Source organism: Paenibacillus sp. J22FR83 (assembly GCF_059691955.1).
On record NZ_JCAUAM010000007.1, the window covers coordinates 42,531 to 58,695 of the forward strand.

The window sequence follows — 16,165 nt, forward strand, 5'->3', positions numbered from 1 at the left end:
TTCCTTCCTGCAGATCACTGCCGAAGAGACCAGATCTTCCTTTGCGGTGAGTAAGTGAGAGTTAGCTCTCTTGTCTGTTGCCGCGTGTAGCAGTGAATAGAGGTAGTTGCATCACCAGAATCGCCAGAGGGAAAGTGTATTGGACGCTGAACGCTTTAGCGCTTTAATGAAGTCCAACTTTCCGCTGTGGTCTTATAGCCATAACGGCTCATTATGGGTGACTTGTCACCGTACGGAGGTAAGTGCATATGTCAACGGTTGTTGTTGTCGGTACGCAATGGGGAGATGAAGGTAAAGGTAAAATCACGGATTTCCTAGCGGAATCTGCTGAGGTTGTAGCGCGTTATCAAGGTGGTAACAATGCGGGCCACACCATCATTATTAGCGGGAAAAAGTACAAGCTGACGATGATTCCTTCCGGTATTTTTTACAAAGATAAAGCTTGTGTAATCGGGAATGGGATGGTTATTAATCCGGCTGCACTCATTGAAGAAATTAATTACATTCATGATAATGGTTTTACAACAACGAACTTGAACATCAGTGACCGCGCGCATGTCATTATGCCGTATCACTTAGTGCTTGACGGTCTGGAAGAGGATCGTAAAGGCGATAGCAAAATTGGTACGACACGTAAAGGGATCGGCCCTGCATATATGGATAAAGCTGCTCGTAACGGTATTCGTATCGCAGATTTGATGGATGCGGAAGAGTTCGAATTGAAGCTTCGTCGTATCGTTGCCGAGAAGAACGTATTGATCGAGCAAGTCTACGGTTCAACAGGTCTTGATGTGGAACCAATCCTTAGAGAGTACCTGGCGTACGCTGAAATCATTCGTCCATATGTGAAGGATACGTCTGTGATCCTGAACGAATATATCGACCAAGGTCGCCGCGTATTGTTTGAAGGCGCGCAAGGCGTAATGTTGGATATCGACCAAGGAACATACCCGTATGTAACTTCCTCCAACCCAACAGCTGGCGGCGTGTGTATCGGATCTGGCGTAGGCCCAACGAAGATTCACAATATCATCGGTGTGGCAAAAGCTTATACGACACGTGTCGGCGACGGTCCGTTCCCAACGGAATTGGACAATGAAATTGGCGCTTGGATTCGTGAAAAAGGTTTCGAGTACGGTACGGTAACGGGTCGTCCTCGTCGTGTTGGCTGGTTCGACAGTGTTGTCGTGCGTCACGCAAGACGCGTGAGCGGCATCACGGGCTTGTCCTTGAACTCCATCGACGTTCTAACAGGTCTAGAAACGGTTAAAATTTGCACAGGCTACATGTACCGCGGTGAGTTGATTGAGCACTACCCAGCGAGCTTGAAAGCTATCTCCGAGTGCGAAGCGGTGTATGAAGAGCTTCCAGGTTGGACAGAAGACGTTTCCGAAGCGCGTACGCTTAGCGATCTTCCTGAGAATGCAAGACACTACGTAGAGCGTGTATCTCAGCTGACAGGTATCCCAATCGCAATCTTCTCCGTAGGTCGTAACCGTGAGCAAACGAATCTGGTTCGTCCTATCTACGCTTAATTCATAGATAACATAAATAATCCTCTAGGCTGCTTATGCGGCTTAGGGGATTTTTCTTTTGCCTATAGGGATATAATGGCAGGTTTTTCGTCCATACTGGGAAGAGAAGCTTATCTAGTGTGTGAGCAATGTTAGGAGTGATACAAGCATATGAAACTATTAACTTGGTTAAGTAAAATCGTCATAAGTACCGTCCTTATTACATCTATTACGATGTTTACAACATGGTATGTCGTAAACATGTACGTGGAGGATATATTTCGACAGTATCAGCTACCCACGATGGGTAAAAAGATTCAATTTGGTGAATTTGCGTCAAGATTGGCGGAAGATCTGAATATAGTTAAGGGGAAGGACGGGGGGAAGAAGGCAGCAGTAGGGGAAACCCCTACAACGAAGCCATCGCCAACTCCTAATCCCAACCCGTCAGGGGCGTTTCCAAGCCCGAGTTCAAGTCCAAATCCGAATGATCAACAACCAGTAGACGGTATTAGTTCGTCAAGCAGTGTAGGTGCATCTACAACGAATCAGGACGAGGCGATAGCCGTGATGGGAAGCGCTCGAACGGAGGAGAGCGAGAAGAAGGAGCTTGTGATATCCACAGAGGATTTTGCGAAGAAGAAAGAAGCCCTCTCCAGCGATGATAAAATGAAAATATTTTCACTTGTAGTCGCTAAGCTGCCACAGACAGAGGTGCAAACACTCTCCGGAATTCTGGAAAATGGGATTACGACGGAAGAGCTTGATGAAGTAAATGCGACACTTAAGAAATATTTGAACGACAAGGAGCTAGCGCAATTAACAGATATTTTAAACAAGTACTAGGTTAAAGGGGAGTTGCTGACCCATGGATTGCTTCCGTAGCTTCCCTACTAAGTTTCATGCCTATTCGTCATTTCTCATAACTAGCAGGTAAATTAGTTGGGATTTCGAACAAAAATATAGACTTTTAGCGACTTCTTTTGGTGGTGGACACGAATCTATCACATGGTTATCGAGTATTTTGTTGAAATAGGCACGGAAAGTGTGTTAAATTTAACAAAAGAAAGACAACATAATGGATATTATGTCTAATCAAGGTTTATTTATGTATCTACGAGTTTGTACTCTAGGGATGCAGGACCGTTCAAAGGGAGAAGATCATGACAGGTTTCAGGGGAATGCGTTTTGTCATGGATCTCGTTAAGAGATTCACGCCTAAGCGAGAAAGCTTGACCGGAAATGAATCATTATCAGACAAGCAGCTAGAGGAAGTTCAGCCAGTCGATGCAACGACATCCACGACACTATCGGTAATCAAGCGACATAAATGGTCTCTCGGACTTGGCGTAGGAGTTATAGCACTTACGGGTGCGATTACGCTCACCGGACATCAGTATGTAGAAGCGGGCATGGAAGATGTGTATCATGTGATGCTGAACAATCAAGAAGTGGGTATCGTAAGCGATATTAAGATAATTGATGAATATAAGAAGAACAGACCATTAGATATTCAGAAGGATTTTCCAGATGTTCATGTCGTGCTCAAAACAGACGGTATCACCTACACGTCTGAAAGGGCTTACAATATGAAAACGGACGATTCTGCTGTTATTTCCTCCTTGAATCAATTGCTCCTACCGCAACCTGTGGGTGTGGCACTGAAAGTGGATGGCAAGACAGTTGCAATCGTGAAGGATCAGGCGACAGCCGATCAGATTCTGAATCAGGTTAGCGAGCCATTTACACCCAAAGGGAAAAATAGTGAAAAAGTAGCTGCCTTATCTACCGGTCTAGGTGAGGATATCTCAACAGCACCATCCGAGCTTGAAAAAGTGGAATTCGTTCAAAAGATTGATAAAGAGGAAGTTCCTATCGATCCAACGGAGTTAGCGAAGCCAGAAGATGTCGTGAAAACTTTGCAAACTGGCGATGTTGCACCAGCGAAGTACACGGTTGTTGAAGGTGACTGTGTTTCTTGTATCGCGAAGAAATTAGGTATCACCAAGCAATTTATTTATGATAATAATCCAGGCATTCAAGATGATAAGCTTAAAATTGGGAATCAATTGGACGTTACTGTGTTGAAACCGACCCTTTCTGTGAAAACAACGGAGAAAATCGTTAAGAACCAAGAGATTCAATACGATACCGAGTATGTGAAAGACGATTCGATGCGCTTAGGCGTGGTCCAACCGATTTCACCAGGAAAGAATGGCCTTAAGAAAGTAACCATTCAAGTGACGAAGGTCGATGGTCTTATGACCGAAGAGCAAGTCGTGAATGAAGAAATTATTGATCAACCCGTCACGGCCAAAGTGAAAAAAGGGACGAAAGTCATCAAAGGTGAAGGTACAGGGAAGTTCGCATGGCCTGTTATTTCGCCTAGTATCTCAAGCACATTCGGTTATCGTTGGGGCAAGTTACATAAGGGCATCGACATCACAGGTAACAAGAATATTATGGCAGCCGATAATGGTAAAGTCATTGAAACGGGATACAAATCAGATTATGGCAATTATATTATTATTAACCATCTCAACGGATATGAAACACTTTATGGACATTTAAGTCAAATTACTACGAAATCAGGCGCCATCGTTGAGAAGGGCGAGAAAATTGGCATTATGGGGAGCACAGGCGACTCGACTGGTGTGCATTTGCATTTTGAAGTTCACAGCAGCGGCAACTTGGAAAATCCTTTGAAATATTTGAATCGCTAGTTAGAAAAATAGAGGCAAGGTCGAACCGGACAACTCGGGGGCCTTGTCTCTTTTTAGTTAAATATATGTTAAAATGAGGGAGAGTTATGTAGGAAATAACGGGCTGATCCCTGGATCTAACTCTGGCAGTTGCACGTAAGTAGGCGTGACAGTGTCAGTTACTTTTATAGTAGGCGGTGGACGTATGTTTGGGAAAATTCTCGTGGTGGATGATGAACAACCAATTGCAGATATTTTGAAGTTCAACCTGGAGAAAGAGGGCTATCAGGTCATCTGTGCCTACGATGGTGGAAGCGCTGTAGAGCTTGCGTTCTCCGAACAGCCGGATCTGATCCTGCTTGATCTCATGCTGCCTGTCAAGGATGGCATGGATGTATGCCGTGAGGTGCGCTCTAAGCTCAATACGCCGATTATTATGCTGACAGCGAAGGATACGGAGCTGGACAAGGTATTGGGCTTAGAGATGGGCGCAGACGACTATGTGACGAAGCCATTCGGCACCAGGGAGCTGCTCGCCCGTGTGAAGGCGCATCTGCGCAGACAGACGAAGGTGCAAACGGCACCGAACGAGCCGGAGGCGCAGCGCAATGGGATGCGTATTCATGCGCTTTTTATCGATAACGACATGTACATGGTGTACAAGGATGGAACCCCCCTTGATCTGACACATCGGGAGTTCGAGCTCATTCAATATTTGGCCAAAAACTCAGGCAAAGTGATGACCCGCGAGCACCTGCTGCAAGCGGTGTGGGGCTTTGAATATTTCGGCGACGTGCGAACCGTCGATGTGACGATTCGCCGCCTGCGCGAGAAGCTGGAGACAGATCCAAGTCGTCCAGAGTATATCATGACACGCAGGGGCCTCGGCTACTTAATGCGCAGTCCTAAAGCCGGAGGCTTCTAAGCATGAAGGGCATCCGCTTCTTTCAATCGATTCAAGCGAAGCTAATTATTATTTATGTCCTGCTGATTCTGATCGCGATGCAGCTCATTGGGGTGTATTTCTATAAGACGGTAGAAACATATTTCAAGAATGACTTCCTAGCATCCCGCAATAGTCAGGTTACGCTGCTTGCTGGCTTCGTTGAATCGTATTTGACGGGGGATCAGGACAGCAAGAATGCGGCCGAGGGTAAGAAAACCTACGCGGATTTGAATGAATTCGTGAGCAATCTTTTTTCCATTAATAATGCGGAAATTCAAATCATTGATGCGAATGGTAATGTGATCTCCACATCGGTTGCGAGCCATTTGAAGCAAAAAAATACACAGCCCGAAGTTATCCGAGCCTTGCAAGGGATTAAGGATAATCAGCGGATTTTTACAGATGAGGATGGGTATCGGAAGGTTATTATCGCGAAGCCAGTCGGCAGCGGGGCTCGTGTCTTAGGAGCCGTATATATCATCGCCTCCATGGAGGATGTGTACAAGACCATTCGTTCGATTAACCGAATTCTCATTTCGGCGACGTTGATCGCTCTAGGGTTGACTGCCTTATTAGGCGTTCTCTTAACGAGCACGATTACGAATCCGATCAAAGAGATTACGAAACAAGCGACAGCTGTAGCTGAGGGTAATTTCGATCAACAAGTGGTGATTCAGGGGACCGATGAGATCGGTCAGCTGGGGCAAACCTTTAATTTTATGATGAACCGACTGAAAGAGGCACTCTCCCTCAATGAAGAAGAGAAGGAGAAGCTGGCTTCTATTCTGACCAATATGAATGACGGCGTTATCGCTACAGATGATAGAGGGCAAGTGATTGTTTTGAATCGCCGGGCGAAGCAGATTCTGCAAGTGGAAGAGGAGACGACGCTGGGCTTGGATATCTCGGAAGTCATCGGGATCCCCATAGACACGATTCGCGGCTTGGTCACGGGACAAGTGAATACGACGCTGCTTGATATTCAGCTGCCCGACGATGAAGATGAACAACTGTCGGTTCGTATTACGTTCACGCCGATCCATAAGCGGGGAGAGGGTCAGCACGGGATCATTGCAGTGCTGCAGGACGTAACGGATCAAGAGAAGCTGGAGCAAGCCAGACGAGAGTTCGTGGCGAACGTCTCTCATGAGCTGCGCACGCCGCTGACGACGATCAAGAGCTACCTCGAGGCGCTCGATGACGGAGCGATCGAGGAGCCACAGCTCGCGTCTCGCTTCATCAGCGTGACGCGCAGCGAGACCGAGCGGATGATCCGCTTGGTAACGGATCTGTTGCATCTGTCGCGACTGGATTCGAAGCAGTCGATGATGAGCAAGTCCTCGACGCTCGTCAGCGAGATGCTGGAGGAGGTCGCGGACCGGTTTTCTTTTCAGCTGCAACAACGGAAAATTCAAATCATGTTACACGTGGAACATGGCGTAACAAGTCTCTTGCTGGATCGCGACAAAATTGATCAGGTGCTCGATAATTTGGTATCCAATGCGATTAAATATACCGGCGATGAAGGTACGATTCGCTTGGAGGCTCGCAAGATTGACAAAGAAATACTGGAAATATCGGTGCAAGATAACGGGATGGGGATTCCGAAGAAGGACCTTTCCCGGATTTTCGACCGTTTCTATCGGGTTGATAAAGCACGCTCTCGTAATATGGGGGGAACAGGCTTGGGTCTGTCCATTGCCCGGGAAATAGTGAAGGCGCATGGTGGCACGATTGCCCTAGAGTCGGAGTTGGGTCAAGGAACGCGCGTCGTATTTACGTTGCCGATCAGGCAGGAAGAGGAGGGTGAAGTATGATAGAGAGCCTGAAATCGGTCCTGCTCGTTCTATTGATTGGAACAAGCTTGTATCAGAGCTTCATCCTAGCCTCGTACAGCCCTCCGAAGATTGAGCCGATTAGGCAAAGCAACTACGTACAGACGGAGACGCTTGGCAAGCAATCGGAGCTATCTGACATGTTATTTCCCGATCAACTGATCATTCACTTGGGCAATCAGCAGCATTCCGTCTTGTATCCAAGCAATTACTACTACACCCGATTGCTCGATAATATTAAGCAGCGTAGTTTCAAAGGATTTCGCAAAACGTCGATGTACCTCGTTAATGTGAACTGGGAAGAAGTTCGGACGAAGCAGCTCGGTGTGGAGATTCGATTCAGAGAAGGCATTCCGTTCTCTATTCTGCAACAGTTGTTCCGAATTGAAGGGGAAGTCCCCATTGAGAACGATAAAATTACGAAAATTTGGATTTACTCCAAAGGGACGAATGATGAGGTTCGCGCGTTCTTTTTCACAGATTCGCCAGGAGTGGGGTATGAAGTCATCGGGGCGGATTTCACGAGCAAAGACGTTGAGAATTTCGTCGCTTATGGGGAGCCAACGAATTTATTCAAAGCCATGAATGGCGGCGATTATTATCTACCGTTAAAGGCGTTGCATGTACCTAGTTATACGTTCCCGTATACGCAGCTTACGGCAGATCAATTGAAGCAAAGCTTGTTTGTAGATCCGGGTATTACTCGCTATTTGAAAGAACGGGATGGCTCAGAGATCTACACAGATAGTAAGCGTGGTTTCCAATTGAATCGAGATCAGCGGTGGGTAACCTATTTCGATCCTGTAGCACCAGCAGCTAGCAAAACCGAGGTGTTGGAAGATTTGATGGCTGGGATCAAATTTATTAATCAGCATATTGGTTGGGATGGCAAATACATGGTAGCTCGCACACCAGAGAAACTGTTGGACAACCAGACGTTCATATTCCGTCAATACTATGAATCTCTTCCGATTGTAACTCAACTGCCAGAAGGCTTTGGAACATTGAATATGCAAGTACAGAAAGGTGTTATCTCAGGATTCGAACGCTCGATGGTGATTCCTGATCTGAAATCAGGTCAGCGCAAAGAAAATGAATTGATGTCAGTCGAGGCGATAGAGCAACGCTTGCAGTATTATCAACGCCGATCTAGCATCGTTTCGATTTTTCCAGCATATCGTCCGGCTGTTCTGGAGAAAACCTTAACCTTAACGAGTATATGGGCAATCGAATTGCGCGATGGAACGTATGATTTTATTGAATAGACAAGATGACTGGGAAGGGTTGGTGAGATTGTGAATTGGAGTAGGGCCAAGACGATTTTGATCGCGTCATTTCTACTGTTGAATATGATTCTCGGCTTCCAGCTGTGGTCCACCAATCGTTCCAACCAGACGGGCGTATCTTCGGATCCATCTAGTACGGTGGAGGATTTGAACCGTGCGCTTCGCAACAAAAATATTCGACTTACGGACGAGCTTCCTACGGATCCGCCTAAGTTGAAAGTCATCACGGTGAAATATGACGATAGTATCAAGCCGGGTGAGGAGAAAACGCTCAAAACCCCCATTTACATGAGTACGCTGCTAGGGAAAGGCGCTAGTAAAGAAGTTCAGTCACTGTCGGAGATTCCTAACTTCACCATGTATCAGCTAGATTCAGCGATTAGTCGAGAAGGTATCTACGTATTCTCGCAATTGTATGCGAAGAATCCAATTTTTGATGTGATGGTTGAGTTGAATGAGAAAAATGGAGAAATTACCAGTTACCGTCAAGCTTTCGTTGAAGTAGAATCAGAGGTAGAACAGACGGAGCAGAAGATGATTTCGGCTCAATTAGCGGTCCGCAGCTTGGTGGACAATTATTTAAGCGATGGTTCCATTATTACCGAGGTGCGATTAGGGTATCATGGACAACCTTATAACTCGCAAACACAGCCTATGTATCCGCATTGGCGGGTAACGATTGATAACGGGGATATTTATTATTTGCAAGCGTTCAATGGCGCGGTGGAAAAGGGAGCCGGGCTTACTCCATTCGGTCTGAAAGGCGATGGAGATACATCAGCTGCTTCATCAGCCTCAGGTGCAAAGAACACGCCGAAGAAGTAATTGTAGTACGGAATAATGAACTGGTACACAGGTAGGTATAGTGGTAAAGAGGAGTAGGGAAGATGGGAATTCGATTTACAGTGTTATCAAGTGGTTCAACAGGAAATGCAACCGTAGTCGATAACGGTGAGGTTAAGCTGTTAGTTGACGTAGGCTTCAGTGCGAAGAAGATGGAGCTGTTAATGAAGGAGCGGGAGCTCGCTGCGAGTAGTATTGACGGTATTCTTGTTACGCACGAGCATTCGGATCATATCAAGGGTCTCGGTGCGTTCGCTCGGAAATATGATGTGCCGATATACGCTAACGAGAAGACTTGGGTGGAGCTAGACCGCCAAATTGGCGTGATCGCCGAAGGCAATAAGCGTGTGATGGACACAGGCTGCCTAGAGGAGTTCGGCTCCATGAAGGTGGAATCCTTCGGGATTTCGCATGATGCCGCGGAGCCGGTGGGTTATGTTTTTTATGAAGGTGAACAGAAGTTAAGTGTTGTGACGGATCTGGGGTATATGAGCGAAAAGGTGAAGGAAAAGATCTCGGATTCAGATGCCTTGGTTCTGGAAACCAATCATGATGTGGACATGCTGCGCGTGGGGCATTACCCATGGAGCATTAAGCGACGCATTCTCGGAGACAAGGGACATTTATCCAACGAAGCCGCAGGGGAAGCACTCTGTGATATCATGACGAATAAGACGAAATCTGTCTATATGGCGCACCTTAGCCGTGATCATAACTTAATGGATTTGGCCAGGCTAACCGTGAATAATATACTACAAGAGCGGGCGCCAGAATCGAAACAGCTGCGGCTGATGGATACGTATTTTGACCGTTCTACGAAATGGGATGTATTGGATTCGGAGTAAGTGCAGCGTCGAGTTCTTGAGACTTGAGCTGAATTTCTTGTGCGGTAATAAGCCCCTTATCAATCAAAACCTGAATGAGAGATGAGAGGACAAGCGACTGGTGATAGTGGCTTTCCTTCAGGTCAGCAAGCTTACCGATCATATTAATTTCGTCAAAATGGGATGGAATCCGGTTCATGGCAGCATTCTCCTTTTAATAAGGTTATGTGGAAAAGTTTCATAACACTCTAGTAATTCGGTGAGAGATTTGGTTTACTATTATTGTAGGCAAGAAGTGAGCGAAACATTCCTATTATTTGCAAAAAACAAGCGCATGATGATCTGTATGATGTGTTGTAACCCATCCATGGGTTGAAATAAAGCAAGGCGAATGAGCTTCAAACCCCGTCAGCGAGGAGGGACCTGTTATGAGTTTGTTTGATGATGATTTTTATTCGACCAAAAGGTCCAGAAGGCGCGATCCGGTCTGGCGTCCCAAAGGGACAGGAAATTTCACGAGTTTCACAAGCTTCGCTGGTCGTAGACGGTATGTAGCCCTCATCGCAGGAGTCATTGGAGCAGTAGGTATGCTCATCGTAGTAGGGATTGTTCAGGCTATCGGTGGTGGGGATGCGTCGAGAAGCGCAGTTGCGATTCCCGTCGTGGCCAAAGCGGATGTGCATCCGATGAATAGCAATGACTCGGTTGTTGCAGCAACGGACAAAATAAAACCTGCAGTGGTCAGTGTCATCTCTTCGAAGAAGGACGATGCCGGGCAAGAAACGGGCATTGGTATCGGATCTGGTGTCATGTTCGCACGAAGTGGGGATAAAATTCGTATTGTGACGAACAGTCATGTCGTGGAGAACGGGAACCAGTTCGAAATCGTGAACTTCGAAGGTGAACATCGTAAAGCAACGTTGGTTGGGCGGGATCGGATAACCGATTTGGCGGTACTCGAGGCGGATGGTAAAGATGTGAAAGTACTTGCTGAGTTTGGCGACTCCGACAAGCTGCGAGCAGGCGAAATGGCCATTGCCGTGGGCAATCCGTTAGGCCTGGGCTTCTCACCAACGGTGACGCAAGGCATCGTTTCTTCACCGAAGCGGACGATACCTGTTTCACTTTCACGTGAAGGCACCGACTACGATTGGGAAATGGACGTCATCCAAACGGATGCCGCGATTAACCAAGGAAACAGCGGCGGGCCGCTGGTCAATATCGAGGGCAAAGTGATCGGCATCAATTCGATGAAGATTTCGGATACAGGTGTTGAAGGGTTAGGTTTTGCCATTCCAATTAATAGTGTGACACCGATTATTGATAGTCTTATCAAGGACCACAAGGTGAAACGGCCATTGATTGGTGTGTCGACGCAGGAGCTGCAAGCTTTCAAGGGGACGGATGTATTAAAGTTGCCTGCAGATGTCAAAACTGGAGTTATCGTCTTCGACGTCTCTGGGCCTGCAAAGGAAGCGGGACTGAAAGCGCAGGATGTCATCGTGCAGCTCGATGATCGCAAGATTGAAAGCACGATTGGGCTGAGGAAATACCTTTACAATGAGAAGAAAATCGGCGATAAGATTAACGTTGTCTACTATCGCGGCGGGAAGAAGCTGACGACGGTATTGACGTTGGTTGAGGCGACGGATAAGTAGTGGTTTGTAGAGTACAGGGATTAGGATGAAATAGACAGAATCGCTCGCGGATGAGAGGTATTAAACCATGCATGTCGTTTGTAAAGATCATGTGGAAATAGCCATAGATGAATTTGTTGATGAGTATGAGGAAGCGCCAGACGTGGTGGATTTGCAGAAAACCCACTTCGCCCACTGGGCGCCACCTGAGCATTGCGAGCATTGCCAGTCATTATCACGTTTTCTAATTGTATGAGGGAGGGGCCTAAGGGCCTCTTTTTTCTATGTATAAACATGTAGTTGTTTGGGATTTGGACTTTCCCACTCGAATAAATGGAAAACATACAGTTAATTCTCGCAAATTTCTTCAAATTTCATGATTTGATGGAATTTATGTAGTTAAATCATCAGATTTCATGGGAGAGGGGAAAATGTTATTGGGTTTCTTGCATAAGCGCGATAAAATGCTGGGCAGCTTTGGATACATGGCGATCCTTCAACCATATTAATCCAGTTGCTAGTTTGAGCTGACTGTCTGCGATTTCATTAGCTTGGAATGCGTATTCGCGATGCCATTTCACAATGGACTCTGGCACAATCGTTGTTGCATCCCCAGACGATACCCATTCAAGTAGCGTGACCATATCGGAGCATTCGCCGATTACGTTAGGCTGCAAGCCGCGTTCCGTGAATTGATCGATGATACTATGATACAACCCAAGACCCTCTGTACTTGGCAAAATGAGTGGATAACGTTGAATATCAGCGAAAGTGAATGCCTGAGAATCCGACGCGAAGGACTTCGCTGTAACGAAATAAAAAGGTTCAGGTTGCAGCTGGATGACTTCGAAATCGCTTAATTCCATCGGGAGCCGGATGATGGCAAGCTCGATGGCATGTTCCCGAATAAGCCGGAGCAGTTGCGCGGATTCATTCTGTTGTATTTTATACGTAACCTCTGGGTAGCGGGTTTTGAAAATACGCAGCAGTTGCGGCAGTTGAGCCGAGGACAGGGTATTAACGCCTATTCGTAACTTGCCGCGCGTTCCCTTGCCGATCTCTTTGACATCATTCTCCGCTTCCTCCATAAGCTTCGTCAAATGTAGGGCATGCTTATATAAGGCCTGCCCGGCCTCGGTCAGTTCGATGACTTTACCTGTTCGTAGAATAAGCTCGACCCCGAGCTCTTGCTCCATGAGCTTCAACTGTTGTCCTAGCGGAGGCTGCGTCATGTGCAATCTTTGGGCGGCTGCCGTAATTTGCTTCTCTTCAGCAATTGCGATGAAATAGCGAAGTTGGCGAATATCCATGGTAGAGACGTTCCTTTCCAAACGATAAAAGTATGAAAACCAAAGGATATAGATATTATTCGTATGCTTATCGATATGATACCATAGAAGCCGACAGAAGGGGGGAGCCTTTATGCTTCGACAGTATCATTCCAATTCTTATTTACATGTACTACAATGGTTTATTTTTATGATCGCTAGTTCCGTGGCACTTCCTATCGTAATTGGTGGTCTGTTTCATTTGTCTCAGGACGAAATTGCCTCATTGATGCAGCGTACATTTTTCGTAGTCGGACTCAGTTCCATGCTGCAAGCAGTACTTGGGCATCGGTTTCCGATCGTGGATGGTCCAGCGGGTTCATGGGTAAGCGTGTTTGTCATGATGGCCGGTATCTCCGCGAACCAAGGTCACACGGCCAAAGAAGCGCTGCAGGTTCTAGAAGGCGGGCTGTTAATGGCTGGTGTGCTGTTGTTTTTACTGGGCATAACAGGTCTCTTCTATAAACTCCTCAATCTATTTACACCACTTGTGACGAATTTATTCTTGTTCATCTTGTCTTTGCAGCTTAGCGGTGTGTTTCTGAAAGGCATGTTCGGCTTGAAAGCAGGGCAAGGGGCCGTAGATTATGGAACGATTCTGATCTCGTTAGCGGTATTTGGTGGCGTAGTGTTTCTGAATGTAAAAGGGAAAGGATGGACGCGTAACTATGCCGTACTACTAGGGATTATCGGCGGTTGGGTGCTACAAGCATTGGCCGTCGGAGGGATTTCTAGTGGGGGTTCGGCCTCCGGTGCATGGATCAAACTTCCCGATATATGGGCATGGGGATCCCCACAGTTGAATCCAGGCATGGCTTTGACGGCCGCGCTGTTTACGTTGATCCTTGTTTCAAATCTTGTTGCTGCCATTACAGCGGCCCAGCAGGCCGTCCCGAGGAAGGAACTCCCTGGTAAGAATGTCTACAACCGAGGCAGCCTAATTGCAGGCGTATCTCATGGACTTTCGGCTTTATTTTCCGCTGTCGGTGTCGTTTCGCTTCCGGTTACGGCGAGTTTTATCAGAATGACGGGACAAACGAGAAGAATGCCATTCATCATCGCTTGCTTGGCGCTCTCGGCAATTGCTCTTGTCCCTTCGATCGTTCATTTCCTTGCTCAGCTGCCTACGTCCGTAGCTAGTGCGGTCTCGTTAGCGACTTTCGTGCAAATGACCAGTAACTCATTCTCTTCCTTATCGCGCGTCGTTCAAACACAGCGCCAGTTGACGATTCTGGGAATCGGAATTCTTGTCGGTGCCGGATTCACCCTCATAGCAGCTTCACCTTTGCCTGAGCTTCCTGTAGTCATGCAGTATGCGTTTGGTAACGGGCTGTTAGTTGCCACTGTAGTGGTTATGGCCCTTGAGCGTTTCTGGCAGACGGAACCGAAATTAATCGTTTCGAACTAAAAGAAAGAGCCAAGTTCCTCTATGGAGGAAACTGGCTCTTTTGTTCTGTTTATCGAGCTTTCAGATAATCAATCAGAATGTTCTTGAGAATAGTCAACTGCTGCTCGTTGTCCAGATCGGACTCCAGTAGGAGAATGTTTTTCTGCAGTGACAGTTTTTTGGAAAAGAGACCGAAGGTGTTAATGATAGTAGTCAAGGTCTCCTTAACCGGAAGGTCGGATCGAATTGAGCCGTCCTCGATGCCATTTTGAATAATCCTGCCATACTCACGTGAAATCTTACGGTTCAAGGCATTGAAGTCGAGAATACCTTCCAATGGCTCCAGCGAGTGGGATGCGTAGCTTTCAAAATCCACCATGAATTTGATGCTCGAATCGTTCTGATCTTCGATAAAGGAATCGAATAAACGTTCAAGCTTTTCAAGACAAGACAGGGGCTGGTCAGCGACATATTGAAAACGATGAAGCATCGGTTCAAGCAATTTGGTAGCTACGGCAACGATCAGTTTTTCTTTTTTGGGAAAATACCGAAATAAGGTTGCGATGCCGATATTCGCGTCACTGGCGATATCCTGCATGGTGGTTTTTTCGATTCCCTTCAGCGTAAATACACGCTCAGCTGCGTCGAGAATGAGATATAGTCTTTGCTGCTTGCCGTCAAACCGTTCTTTCTCGTATCTTGCTTTCGGATCCATGAGGGTTATTAACCTTTCAACTTAGGTATTTCAATACAAGTATTATATCGACTGGGTATTCTTTCAGCAAGTGGAAGTTGAGTTCATAATACCATGGTGATATAATAAATATTGTAGTGATAGTAATACTATCATTTACGTAATAATTTAAAAATTCTATCATAAAAGGAGAGATCGCAATGACTCGTCTTACTAATAAAGTTACCATCATTACCGGAGCAGGCAGTGGTATGGGGCGTGAAGAAGCACTTTTATTTGCCAAAGAAGGGGCAATGGTAGTAGCAACGGACATTAACGAAGCCGCAGTACAGGCTGTTGTGAAGGAAATTGAAGCTACCGGAGGTCAAGCCACAGCTTATGCTCATAATGTTGTTTCTGAAGAAGAATGGATCAAAGTAGTCGAGGGAGCTGTAGCAACTTACGGCAAAGTGGACGTCTTGGTCAATAATGCGGGTATTTCCCTTGCAGTTGGATTGCTGGATACGACGATTGAACAATGGAATAAAGTCATGAGCATTAACCTGACGAGCACTTTCCTTGGCATGAAGCACGTTATCCCACATATGCAAGCGAATAAAGGGGGATCCATCGTTAATATTTCCTCTATCGCGGGACTAACTGGCAGCAGCGGAGCAGGTGCATACACGGCTTCCAAAGGTGGTGTCCGCATGTTAAGCAAGGCGGCTGCTGTGGATTTCGGCAAGGATCACATCCGTGTCAATTCGGTTCATCCTGGCTTTATCGAAACGCCGATGAGCTCTGAATTTGTCAATAATAAGCAGATGCTGCAATGGTTCTTGTCTCAGACTGCACTGCCAAGAGTCGGGCGCGCGTCTGAGGTAGCCGAAGCCGTATTATTCCTGGCTTCTGATGAGTCAGCATATATTACAGGTGTTGAACTGCCTGTCGATGGCGGCGTCACAGCCAAATAAAGATTCGTATGCAATCATAATCAATTAAATGAGCATGAGTAGGGAGCCTGGAGTTGGTATAACTCTGGGCTTTTTGGCTTGAACAGGTGCTATTGGTGCGTATATAGAACGAATGGTATGATGGGAGGAATGGATGGTTATATGAGAGAAGAATGAAAGATGATATGAGAAAAGAATGAACGATAAATGAGATAAAATGAATGGATAAAAGATTGA

Annotated in this window: 15 protein-coding genes; 12 read left to right on the forward strand and 3 right to left on the reverse strand. The window is 46.4% G+C overall.

What is annotated here, in order from left to right; translation table 11 throughout:
* Nucleotides 1-248: 248 nt before the first annotated feature.
* From AC58PV_RS13955 to AC58PV_RS13990, 8 genes are all read left to right on the forward strand, one after another.
* Complete coding sequence (locus AC58PV_RS13955; RefSeq protein ID WP_497432836.1) at nt 249-1,535, forward strand: adenylosuccinate synthase; 1,287 nt, start codon at nt 249-251, stop codon at nt 1,533-1,535.
* Between the two features lie 150 nt (nt 1,536-1,685).
* Nucleotides 1,686-2,360, forward strand: coding sequence for a hypothetical protein (locus tag AC58PV_RS13960; RefSeq protein ID WP_497432837.1), 675 nt, complete (start codon nt 1,686-1,688; stop codon nt 2,358-2,360).
* A 317-nt stretch (nt 2,361-2,677) separates the two neighbouring features.
* Nucleotides 2,678-4,237, forward strand: coding sequence for a peptidoglycan DD-metalloendopeptidase family protein (locus tag AC58PV_RS13965; RefSeq protein WP_497432838.1), 1,560 nt, complete (start codon nt 2,678-2,680; stop codon nt 4,235-4,237).
* Between the two features lie 184 nt (nt 4,238-4,421).
* Entirely contained in the window at nt 4,422-5,141 is a 720-nt protein-coding gene (gene yycF / locus AC58PV_RS13970; protein WP_056622616.1) for a response regulator YycF, read from the forward strand.
* 2 nt (nt 5,142-5,143) lie between these two features.
* Nucleotides 5,144-6,979, forward strand: a complete 1,836-nt coding sequence (gene walK / locus AC58PV_RS13975; protein ID WP_497432839.1) for a cell wall metabolism sensor histidine kinase WalK — start codon at nt 5,144-5,146, stop codon at nt 6,977-6,979.
* Complete coding sequence (locus tag AC58PV_RS13980) at nt 6,976-8,262, forward strand: YycH family regulatory protein (RefSeq protein ID WP_497432840.1); 1,287 nt, start codon at nt 6,976-6,978, stop codon at nt 8,260-8,262. Before walK ends, AC58PV_RS13980 begins: the two co-directional genes overlap by 4 nt.
* 30 nt (nt 8,263-8,292) lie before the next feature.
* Nucleotides 8,293-9,108: a two-component system regulatory protein YycI gene (gene yycI, locus AC58PV_RS13985; protein WP_497432841.1), complete on the forward strand. Its 816-nt coding sequence runs from the start codon at nt 8,293-8,295 to the stop codon at nt 9,106-9,108.
* Nucleotides 9,109-9,170: 62 nt separating this feature from the next.
* Nucleotides 9,171-9,971: an MBL fold metallo-hydrolase gene (locus tag AC58PV_RS13990; protein WP_497432842.1), complete on the forward strand. Its 801-nt coding sequence runs from the start codon at nt 9,171-9,173 to the stop codon at nt 9,969-9,971.
* On the opposite strand, the gene AC58PV_RS13995 is transcribed toward AC58PV_RS13990, so the two are convergent.
* Nucleotides 9,940-10,149 carry a hypothetical protein gene (locus AC58PV_RS13995; protein ID WP_028557203.1) on the reverse strand — a complete coding sequence of 70 codons (210 nt, stop codon included), beginning with the start codon at nt 10,147-10,149 and terminating at the stop codon, nt 9,940-9,942. The genes AC58PV_RS13990 and AC58PV_RS13995 overlap by 32 nt on opposite strands.
* Nucleotides 10,150-10,378: 229 nt before the next feature.
* On the opposite strand from AC58PV_RS13995, the gene AC58PV_RS14000 reads away from it, so the two are divergent.
* Together AC58PV_RS14000 and AC58PV_RS14005 are read left to right on the forward strand one after the other, a co-directional pair.
* Nucleotides 10,379-11,608: a S1C family serine protease gene (locus tag AC58PV_RS14000; protein ID WP_497432843.1), complete on the forward strand. Its 1,230-nt coding sequence runs from the start codon at nt 10,379-10,381 to the stop codon at nt 11,606-11,608.
* 67 nt (nt 11,609-11,675) lie between these two features.
* Complete coding sequence (locus AC58PV_RS14005; RefSeq protein WP_063795715.1) at nt 11,676-11,843, forward strand: CxxH/CxxC protein; 168 nt, start codon at nt 11,676-11,678, stop codon at nt 11,841-11,843.
* Nucleotides 11,844-12,021: 178 nt separating this feature from the next.
* Here AC58PV_RS14005 and AC58PV_RS14010 read toward each other — a convergent pair whose 3' ends face one another.
* The gene (locus AC58PV_RS14010; RefSeq protein WP_497432844.1) at nt 12,022-12,897 is read right to left on the reverse strand and encodes a LysR family transcriptional regulator; all 876 of its coding nucleotides are present in this window, start codon (nt 12,895-12,897) and stop codon (nt 12,022-12,024) included.
* Nucleotides 12,898-13,009: 112 nt separating this feature from the next.
* Here AC58PV_RS14010 and AC58PV_RS14015 point away from each other — a divergent pair, with 112 nt between their 5' ends.
* A complete protein-coding gene (locus AC58PV_RS14015) occupies nt 13,010-14,323 on the forward strand; it encodes a purine/pyrimidine permease (RefSeq protein ID WP_497432845.1) in 1,314 nt (437 codons plus the stop codon).
* Between the two features lie 49 nt (nt 14,324-14,372).
* Here the strand turns inward: AC58PV_RS14015 and AC58PV_RS14020 are convergent, their stop codons facing one another.
* Entirely contained in the window at nt 14,373-15,017 is a 645-nt protein-coding gene (locus tag AC58PV_RS14020) for a TetR/AcrR family transcriptional regulator (RefSeq protein WP_173116967.1), read from the reverse strand.
* A 179-nt stretch (nt 15,018-15,196) separates the two neighbouring features.
* Here AC58PV_RS14020 and AC58PV_RS14025 point away from each other — a divergent pair, with 179 nt between their 5' ends.
* Nucleotides 15,197-15,949, forward strand: a complete 753-nt coding sequence (locus AC58PV_RS14025) for an SDR family NAD(P)-dependent oxidoreductase (protein WP_497432846.1) — start codon at nt 15,197-15,199, stop codon at nt 15,947-15,949.
* Nucleotides 15,950-16,165 lie beyond the last annotated feature (216 nt).

Coding starts and splice junctions, on each gene's coding strand:
- AC58PV_RS13960 (WP_497432837.1), top strand. CDS start 1,686: ATGAAACTATTAACTTGGTTAAGTAAAATCGTCATAAGTACCGTCCTT.
- AC58PV_RS14005 (WP_063795715.1), top strand. CDS start 11,676: ATGCATGTCGTTTGTAAAGATCATGTGGAAATAGCCATAGATGAATTT.
- AC58PV_RS13955 (WP_497432836.1), top strand. CDS start 249: ATGTCAACGGTTGTTGTTGTCGGTACGCAATGGGGAGATGAAGGTAAA.
- AC58PV_RS14025 (WP_497432846.1), top strand. CDS start 15,197: ATGACTCGTCTTACTAATAAAGTTACCATCATTACCGGAGCAGGCAGT.
- AC58PV_RS13980 (WP_497432840.1), top strand. CDS start 6,976: ATGATAGAGAGCCTGAAATCGGTCCTGCTCGTTCTATTGATTGGAACA.
- AC58PV_RS14020 (WP_173116967.1), bottom strand. CDS start 15,017: ATGGATCCGAAAGCAAGATACGAGAAAGAACGGTTTGACGGCAAGCAG.
- yycF (WP_056622616.1), top strand. CDS start 4,422: ATGTTTGGGAAAATTCTCGTGGTGGATGATGAACAACCAATTGCAGAT.
- AC58PV_RS13965 (WP_497432838.1), top strand. CDS start 2,678: ATGACAGGTTTCAGGGGAATGCGTTTTGTCATGGATCTCGTTAAGAGA.
- AC58PV_RS13995 (WP_028557203.1), bottom strand. CDS start 10,149: ATGAACCGGATTCCATCCCATTTTGACGAAATTAATATGATCGGTAAG.
- AC58PV_RS13990 (WP_497432842.1), top strand. CDS start 9,171: ATGGGAATTCGATTTACAGTGTTATCAAGTGGTTCAACAGGAAATGCA.
- AC58PV_RS14015 (WP_497432845.1), top strand. CDS start 13,010: ATGCTTCGACAGTATCATTCCAATTCTTATTTACATGTACTACAATGG.
- AC58PV_RS14000 (WP_497432843.1), top strand. CDS start 10,379: ATGAGTTTGTTTGATGATGATTTTTATTCGACCAAAAGGTCCAGAAGG.
- AC58PV_RS14010 (WP_497432844.1), bottom strand. CDS start 12,897: ATGGATATTCGCCAACTTCGCTATTTCATCGCAATTGCTGAAGAGAAG.
- walK (WP_497432839.1), top strand. CDS start 5,144: ATGAAGGGCATCCGCTTCTTTCAATCGATTCAAGCGAAGCTAATTATT.